5 protein-coding genes are annotated in these 8,432 nt (G+C 69.1%); all 5 read right to left on the bottom strand.

Annotated features, from left to right (window positions below; all coding sequences use genetic code 11):
• Positions 1–235: 235 nt before the first annotated feature.
• Positions 236–784, bottom strand: a complete 549-nt coding sequence (locus KD1_RS14580) for a MogA/MoaB family molybdenum cofactor biosynthesis protein (RefSeq protein WP_083542509.1) — start codon at positions 782–784, stop codon at positions 236–238.
• Positions 781–1,176 (bottom strand): TOBE domain-containing protein, encoded by a 396-nt coding sequence (locus KD1_RS14575; protein WP_068403128.1) that lies wholly within the window; start codon positions 1,174–1,176, stop codon positions 781–783. Before KD1_RS14575 ends, KD1_RS14580 begins: the two co-directional genes overlap by 4 nt.
• A 51-nt stretch (positions 1,177–1,227) precedes the next feature.
• A complete protein-coding gene (locus KD1_RS14570; protein ID WP_068403126.1) occupies positions 1,228–4,038 on the bottom strand; it encodes a cation-translocating P-type ATPase in 2,811 nt (936 codons plus the stop codon).
• A gap of 119 nt (positions 4,039–4,157) precedes the next feature.
• A complete protein-coding gene (locus KD1_RS14565; protein ID WP_068403124.1) occupies positions 4,158–7,688 on the bottom strand; it encodes a pullulanase X25 domain-containing protein in 3,531 nt (1,176 codons plus the stop codon).
• A gap of 89 nt (positions 7,689–7,777) precedes the next feature.
• On the bottom strand, positions 7,778–8,432 hold a 655-nt coding region (locus KD1_RS14560; protein ID WP_068403122.1), incomplete at its 5' end, for a tRNA pseudouridine synthase A.

The following is an 8,432-nucleotide window of genomic DNA, read 5'->3' as shown; positions in this document are numbered from 1 at the left end:
ACTGGCCCGCCACAACGCCCCCGGAAGACCACACGTCAACCACACCGCGCTGTCCTCCAACACGGCAACCCGGCCCCCAGACCAGTCACGACCCCCCGAACCACTCATACGAACAACTGTACGAGAACCCACCGACAACGTCCACAGTTTTATGCCAACAGCGAACAAACGTCGTCATTTCCCACGATCGCGGACCACCAGAGGTACCGATATGACTCCAGTGACAAGAGCAAACTCAGTGATCGCCACCGGCCACCTGATCGAGGATGTGCCCGATGAGCGGCCCCACCACGGTCACGGCATCCCGAACCCCACCCGTCGACCCCGGCGCGTTGACCACCAACGCCGCCCGCGCACCTCGCCCGGTCACCCCCACCAACCCACGCGACAACACCGCCGTCGCCACGTGTGCCGACCCGACCCGACGGATCTCCTCCGCAACCCCATCGAGCCTGAGCGCGAGCACCTCAGCGGTCGCCTCCGGAGTCTGATCGCGCGGCCCGACTCCGGTCCCGCCCGTCGTGAACACCACCCGCGCGCCGGCGTCGACCGCCGCCACGATCGCCGCGCGCACGCTGAGGTGCCCATCGGGGACCACCACCAACTCCGCGGCCACCCCATGCGCGGCCAGGAGTTCCACGGCCAACGGCCCCGAACGATCCTCCCGCACGCCGGCCGAGACCCGATCGGAGACGGTGATGACGCGGCCCGGCACACCCACCGACCCGATACCGACCGACCCGATATCAACCGACCCCACGCCCACCGACGCCCCGCGCGTCATCCTCGGTCCCGCTCGATGATGACGTTCGTCGCCTTGACCACTGCGGTCGCCACCACCCCGGGCTCCAACCCCAGATCGCGCACCGCCTCGGCACTGATCAGGGACACCACGCGATACGGCCCGCACTGCACCTCCACCTGGGCCATGACCGTGTCCGCCACGACGCGGGTGACGATGCCGACGAAGCGGTTGCGAGCGCTGCGCCCCACATCGGCCGGGTCCGTCGGCAGGACCGCATGATCGCGCGCCAACCGCGCCAGGTCCAACGTGTCAACGGTCGCCGGCCCACGACCGGAGGCCCGCGTCAACAGCCCCTGATCGATCCAGCGCCGGATCGTGTCATCACTGACCCCGAGAAATCGCGCCGCCTCGGTGATGCGAACCTGCGCCATCGCTTCTCCCTCGTGTTCATCGGCCGACCGAGCCCGACCCTACCGACGCCGCTACGGGCGCGCGACCAACCGCAGCACGACCTTGCGCAGTTCACTGGCCACGAGCACCACGGCCGCGAGCCCGATACTGACGGCCCACTGCTCGAGACTGAGCGGCGCGGTCCCGAACGCGACGTTGAGGAACGGCACGTGCACGACGGCCACCTGCAACACCACGGACAACAGGATCGCCAACCACAACCAGTGATTGCTGAACATGTGCTTGAACGCGCTCGTCGTGTCCGAACGGGCGTTGAGCGAGTTGAACAGCTGCGCGAACACCAACACCGTGAACGCCACGGTGCGCGCCTCGTCCAGACGGTGGTGCCCCTCCCACACCCCACCGGGCAGGTAGAGGTCCAGACCGATCAGCGTGACGACGGCCATGACAAGGCCGACGAAGATGATGTCGCGCCACATCTCACGGTCGATGACGCGATCGTTCAACCCACGCGGCTGGCGCTTCATCACGTCGTCGGTCTCGGGGTCAACACCGAGCGCCAACGCCGGCGCACTGTCGGTGAGCAGGTTGATCCACAGAATCTGCGTGGCCAGCAACGGCAGCACCACGTCACCGTGCGCCCCCGACGTCAACCCGATGACCCCGCCGAGCAGCACTCCGAGAAACACCGTGAGCACCTCGCCCATGTTCGACGACAACAGATACCGCAGCGACTTGCGGATGTTGTCGAAGATCCGCCGCCCCTCACGCACCGCCGTGAGGATCGTCGCGAAGTTGTCGTCGGCGAGGATCATCTTCGCCGCCTCCTTCGACACCTCCGTGCCGGTGATCCCCATGGCCACCCCGATGTCCGCGGCCTTCAACGCCGGAGCGTCGTTCACGCCGTCGCCGGTCATGGCCACCACCGACCCGTCGGACTGCAGCGCATCGACGATCCGCAACTTGTGCTCCGGCGTGACTCGCGCGAAGACGGAGTAGTCGCGCACGGCGGCGGTGAACGCCTCGTCCCCCCGGGCAATCAGGTCGTCGAGTTCGGACCCGGACAACGCGGTGGCGCCGGGCTCGACCAAACCCAGGTCCACGGCGATCCGGGCGGCCGTGAGCGGGTGGTCGCCGGTGATCATGATGACCCGGATCCCCGCATCGCGAGCCTGCGCGATGGCGACCTTGGCCTCCTCGCGTGGCGGGTCGATGATCCCGACCGTGCCGGTGTACGTGAGGTCGTGTTCGATGTCCTCCTCGGGCGCGTCGGTGATCTCGTCGTCGGCCAGGTCCCGGTGGGCCACCGCGAGCGTGCGGTACGCGTCGGCCGAGAGCGCCTCGACGTCGTCGAGGATGCGTTGGCGCGACTCGTCCGTCAGCGGCACGTCCTCGTCGCCGGCGCGCACCCAAGTACACCGACCGAGCAGCACGTCCGGCGCGCCCTTGACGACGAGGTGGCCGTGTCCGCCCTCATCGACCTCGATGCTGCTCATCAGCTTGCGTTCGGAGGTGAAGGGCACCTCACCCCGGCGGTGGTGATGCTCGCGCGGGTTGTCGGCGCCGAGTTTGGCGTGGGCCACGAGGAACGCGGCCTCGGTCGGATCGCCCTGGACCTCCCACCCGTCGGCGTCGGTCTGCGGCTCGTGGAGCACGGCGTTGTTGGCCAACGCCCCGCCGCGCAGCACCCCCTCGACCGACTGCCACGCCGGATCGTCGTGCGGCACGGGCTGCCCGTCGCGCGTCAGTTCGCCCTCGGGCCGGTAGCCGACGCCGGTGACCGTGACGGCTCCGTCACCGGTGGACACGTGACCGATGGTCATCTCACCGCGGGTGAGCGTCCCGGTCTTGTCCGAGCAGATGACCGAGGCGGAGCCGAGTGTCTCCACCGACGAGAGGTTCTTGACGATGGCCTTGCGGCCGGCCATGCGCTGCACACCGACGGCCAGCACGAGGGAAAGCACGGTCGGCAGCCCCTCGGGCACAGCCGCCACCGCCAGCGACACCGCCAGCAGCAACGCCTGGACGAACTCGTCGGGCGTGTCGACCTCGGCCGTGATGAAGACGGTGGCCAGCACGATGATCGCCACGATGATGACGAGAATCCCGAGCATCTTGCCGACGCGGTCGATCTCCTTCGACAGCGGCGTCGGCTCCTCCTGCGTCTCGTGCAGGAGCGTCGCGATCGAGCCCATCTCGGTCTGCATGCCCGTCGAGGTGACGATCGCCCGCCCGGTGCCCTGCGTGACCGCGGTGCCGTTGTGGACCATGTTCGTGCGGTCGGCGAGTTGGGCCTTCTCGGTCAGCGGCGCCGAGGACTTCTCCACCGGGTGGGACTCACCGGTCAGCGCCGCCTCGGCCACCTGCAGGCTCGCCGAGCGCACGAGCCGCGCGTCGGCGCCGACGGCCTCGCCCTCGTCGAGCACGAGCACATCACCGATGACGAGATCGGCCGTCGGCACGCGGGTGACCTGGCCATCACGCACGACCGCCGAGGTCGCCGCACTCATCTGCTTGAGCGCCTCGACGGCCGACTCGGCCCGGGCCTCCTGGGTGTACCCGAGGATGGCGTTGAGGACGACGATCGCGGCAATGACGATGGCGTCCCACGGCGCTCCGCTCATGCCCTCGAAGTACCAGGCGGCCAGCGAGATGACGATGGCACCGAACAGCAGGTAGATGAGCGGGTCGTTGAACTGCTGCAGGAACTTGCGCCACCGCGGCGTCGGCGGCACGGAGTCGAGTTCGTTCGGGCCGTTCTCGGCGAGTCGCCGCTCGGCTTCGGCCGAGGACAGCCCCTGGTCCGGCTCGGTCCCAATATGGGCCGACACCTCGTCGGGGGTCAGGAGGGTGACATCGACGTCGGTGACCGAAGCAGTCATACCTCATGCCTATCAGTTGGCGCCGACACCGGCACGCGGTGGGTCACCCCGTCGAGTGATGGATCCGCGTGGCCTATCCCGCCGGAATAGGCCACGCGGATCCATCACTCGGCGAGGGGTCAGGCGGCCTTGCCGGTCACCTTCGTTCCGGCGACGGCGGAGGCATCGACCCCGGTGGCATCCAGCAGCCGCCCGGTCGAGTCGAACACGCCGAGCGCCACCTGCCCGCGCGCCAGCGCTCCGGCCTGCCGCGCCAACGTCTTCGGCACCCGCAGCGCCACCGACCCGGCCAACTCCGGCCTGGCCTGCACCACCGCGGCCGGCAACCCCGCCGGGTCGTACGTCAGGTCGGCCACCGACCCGCCGGTGACGGCCTCGGTGTCGACGGTCAGCGCGCCGCTCGCACCCCAGTACACCCGCCACTGCAGCGCCGCCGGGTCACTGCCGGCCGGCACCATGTCGGCCGGCACCGCGATGAGGTCGGGCGCCACCCACGTCGCCTTGTTCACACCCAGATCCGGCACGGCCGTGGCCGCCTTGACCCGGGTCGCGATCTGGTGCGTCGCCGCGTTGTACGTGATCGTCGTGACCATCCCGTCGCGGGGCACGGTCACGGTGACGTTGCCGCTGCCCTCGCCGTACGACTCCTCCCACGACAGCCCGTGGGCCACCTTGAACTGCCACGTCCCGGCCGGGATCTCGTCGGTGTTCCACACGTACGTGCCGTCACCGTCCGGATCCTGCAGCCACGGCCGCATGCACGCCGGATCCCAGTCCGCGCCGCAGCCGAGCTCGCTCTGGAAGTCGCCGGGCGCGGTGATGATCGGGCCCTGCGCATCCGAGGTCACCCAGTGGGTGCGGTGGTCGTAGTAGAACGACACCGTCCCGGGGTTGCGGTACGAGATGTTCGGCCCGTTGCGCACGCCACCGGCTCCGTAGTTCTCGTCCCACGACCGGTTGGTCGCGACCTTGTACCCGTGCTCGCCGGCCGGGAACGTGAAGGTGCCCTTCCAGATGCCGTCGTGGGCATCGAGCGCCAGCTGGGCCTGGTCGCACCAGGGCGCCCAGTCCTCCCCGGCACCGCCGCTGGTGACACAGCCCATCTCGCTGTTGTGGTCACCCGGCACGGAGACGGCGTTCGGCTGGGTCACCGGACCGACCCCCAGTTCGCCGCCACCACTGGCCTCCGGCGTGCCGACGACCGCGTACGTCGACGTCGCCGAGATCCGCCCGTCGATGTCCTTGGCCAGGGCGCGGTACTCGAGCAACGTGCCGGCCGCGAGCCCGGAGACGTCGTGCATGACCCGGTACGGCGCGTTGTCGTCGGTGCCCAGCGCGCGCCACTGCGACGTGCCGACCGGTCGGTACGCGAACGTCACGTCGGCGTACGTGTTGGCGGTGACGGCGGCGCGGATCTCCGCTCGGTCACCGACCACCCCACCGGCACCCGGGGTGGCGAAGTGGATCGCCGGCTGGGCCCGGTTCGCGTCGATGCGCGAGTTCGAGCGCCACACACGCGCCGAGAGCGGCGGCACCGTCACGGTGATCCGCGTGTCCTTGCCCGAGCGCACGCTGCCGTCGCCGAGCACGGCCCGGAACGTGTCGTTGCCGTTGTACGTCTGGAACGTCGCGCTCTTGGCCGACGTCGAGTTGTTCACGGCGACGACGTACTCGCGCTTGGTGCGCGCGTCGATCCGGCTGAAGGCGTAGATCCCGGCGGACGAACTCGAATACCGGTGGATCTGCGCTCCGTCGGCGAGCGCCGGGTGGGCTTGGCGCAACGCGGCCAGCGACGTCAGGTGCCGGTAGAGCGGGTGGCTCGGGTCGAACCGGTCACGCGACCCGCTCGGCCCGGCGAGCACCGGCTCGTCGTTGTACTTCTGCGTCTTCGAGGGGAACATGTCCTGGCGCGCGTCCTGGTCACCGCCGGAACCGATGAACCCCTGCTCGTCGCCGTAGTAGTTCACCGGCTGCCCACGCGTGAGGTACATGAGGGAGTCGGCGAGCTTGACCCGCTTGAGCAGGTCGGCGTCGTTGGCGCTGCCGTCCTTGAGGAGCATCGCGACCCGGCCCATGTCGTGGTTGCCCAGGAACGTCGGCAGTTGGTACGCGTTCGAGTCGGCATCGGTGTAGAAGTCGTCGTCGGCGTACAGGTCACGCAGGACAGTCGTGGCGTCACCCTTGGCGAACTTCGTGCCCTCCTGCTGGAAGCCGAAGTCGAGGGTGCTCTGCAGTTTGCCCGTGGTGGTGTACTGCGACATGAACGACGGGCGCGCGTCGTAGACCTCACCGAACATGAAGAAGTCGTCGTTGCCGATGCTCTTGGCGTGGTCGATGATCGCGGGGCTGAAGTCCTGCCAGAACTCCATGTTCACGTGCTTGACGGTGTCGATGCGGAACCCGTCGATGCCCATGTCGACCCACGGCTCGTAGATCTGCTTCATGCCGTCGACGACGACGTGGTTCTCGGTCATGAGGTCGTCCAGTCCGACGAAGTCGCCGTACTCGGCGGACTCACCGGCGAAGGTCGAATCGCCGCGGTTGTGGTAAAGCCGCGGGTCGTTGAGCCAGCTCGGGACCTTGACGTTCGCGTCGGCGTCGGAATGGAAGAACGGCGTGTACGGGAATGATTTGCCCGCGCCCGGGTCCATCGCCGGGAACGAATCGGTGCCGGCGTAGTCCTTGATGTCGATGTCGTTGCCGGCGGCGTCCTGGTACGGCCGCTCCGAGGTCGGGATGTACGTGTAGCGCCCCTCGCGGTAGTCGATGACGTCGGCCGTGTGGTTGGTGATGATGTCGAAGAAGACCTTCATGCCCTTGGCGTGGGCCTGCGCGATGAGCTTCTCCATGTCGGCGTTCGTGCCCAGGTGCGGGTCGATCTGGGTGAAGTCCGTGATCCAGTACCCGTGGTATCCGGCCGAGGTGTTCGCGCCGCTTCCCTGGACCGGACGGTTCTTGAACGACGGCGTCAGCCAGATCGCGGTCGTGCCCAGGCCCTTGATGTAGTCGAGCTTGTTGGTCAGACCCTTGAGGTCGCCACCGTGGTAGAAGCCCTTGTGCGTCGGGTCGAAGCCGGTCTGCAGCGGGCCACCGGACAGGCCTCCGTTGTCGTTGCCGGCGTCACCGTTGGCGAACCGGTCGGCCATGACGAAGTAGAAGCGCTCACGGGTCAGGGCGTCGCGCAGCGAGCGCGTGGCCAGGGTGCGGTCGCCCGCGGTGACCTGGGTGGAGCTCAGCGTGGTCGGGGTGATCCCGATGCGGTGGGTGGCGTCGTCGTAGGAGATGAGCAGCTCGGCCGTGCCCTTGAGCACGAGCGGGATGTTCGCCCCGTCCCTGGCTCCGCCGGCACCGTAGTTCTCGGCCCACGAGTTGTTGATGGCGACCTTGAGCTCGTACGCCCCGGCCGGAAGGGTCACGGTGCGCTGATACGTGTCGGTGCCGGGCACCTGCGTCAGGGCGGTGTCGCTGCACGTCGGATCCCAGTCGGCCGCGCAGCCGAGTTCGTCCTGGAGCGAGCCGACGAGGGTTGCGGTGCGCGGACCGTCCGCGGCGGAGGCCGGTGCGGCCGGGATGCCGGCGATGGCCAGGGTGAGTCCGGTGAGCAGGGCCAGGGGTGGGGCGAGTCTTCGCGTTCCGTGGTGGCGGGGCACGACAACTCCTTTGCTGTGCGTCAGGGAGGACAACGCGCCACACGTTACGCCTGCTCGCAAGGTTCTTGCAGGGTTTCGCAAGTATTCGATCAGAGCGTGCGGCGGGCTCGGGCCTCGACGGCGCGGGCGGCCAGGTCCGCATCGCCCGGGTAGGTGACCTCCTCGAGGGAGAGTCCATGCGCCGGCATGACCTTGACCCGCGGGTCGCGCTGCCGGCCGGCCAGCACCTGCGCGGTGAACTCCGGCTCGACGCGGCCCTCGCCCACCGGTACGACGCCGCCGACGAGTGCGCGCACCATGCTGTGGCAGAACGCGTCGGCCACCACGGTCGCCTCGAGCAGGTGCTCGTCGACGCGCCGCCACTCATACCGGAGCAGCGTGCGCACGGTCGTCGCCCCCTCTCGCCGTTTGCAGAACGCAGCAAAGTCGTTGAGCCCGACCAGGCTGCGGGCGGCGGCGTCCATGGCGACCTCGTCGAGCCGCGACGTGTGGGTGACGACCTGGCGACGCAGCAGCGGGTCGGCCGCGGCCGGGTCGTCGCAGATCAGGTAGCGGTAACGCCGCGAGGTCGCCGCGAACCGCGCGTCGAACCCGATCGGAGCGACGATCGCCCGGCGCACGACGATGTCCGCCGGCAGGACCCCATTGAGCCGGCTGACCGCGGCCACCCCGACCGGACGATCGGACCGCCCGGGCAGGGCCGCCCACGCCGCCGCGTCGACGTCGGCGTGGCACACCTGCCCG

Origin of the sequence: Kribbia dieselivorans NBRC 106261 (assembly GCF_001552435.1) — a bacterium.
GTDB classification, from domain to species: domain Bacteria; phylum Actinomycetota; class Actinomycetes; order Actinomycetales; family Dermatophilaceae; genus Kribbia; species Kribbia dieselivorans.
The sequence above is the reverse complement of the archived record's forward strand: the minus strand, read 5'-3'. Positions and strand labels throughout refer to the sequence as shown.